This is a genomic window from Sabulibacter ruber, assembly GCF_017355955.1.
Taxonomy (GTDB): domain Bacteria; phylum Bacteroidota; class Bacteroidia; order Cytophagales; family Hymenobacteraceae; genus Nibribacter; species Nibribacter ruber_A.
Map to the genome: position 1 here is coordinate 1 of NZ_JAFFID010000063.1, position 318 is coordinate 318.

The 318-nt window shown below is 69.5% G+C and carries 1 protein-coding gene; it reads left to right on the forward strand.

Annotated elements, in window-relative coordinates; genetic code table 11:
* A partial coding sequence (locus JT719_RS24460; RefSeq protein WP_207436406.1) for a hypothetical protein occupies positions 1-318 on the forward strand: 318 nt, incomplete at both ends.

Consider the following 318-nt stretch of genomic DNA (forward strand, 5'->3'; position numbering starts at 1 on the left):
CGGGATACGCCGTCCGCTATTACCAGGACCAGGTGAAGCCGACCAAGCAGTTCCGCGCCCCCACCGACGCCGAGCGCGCCGCGCTGGAGGACCTGCTGACGCGGCTGGACGCCATTCCCGCCGGCGCCACCGCCGAGGCCATCCAGAACGAGGTGTTCGAGGTCGGCAAGGCGCACGGCTTCACCGAGCTGCGCGCCTGGTTCCTGGCGCTCTACGAGGTGCTGCTGGGCCAGAGCACCGGCCCGCGCATGGGCTCCTTCATCCAGCTCTACGGGATCGAGGAGACCAAGGGGTTGATCCGCGAGAAGCTGGCGGCCT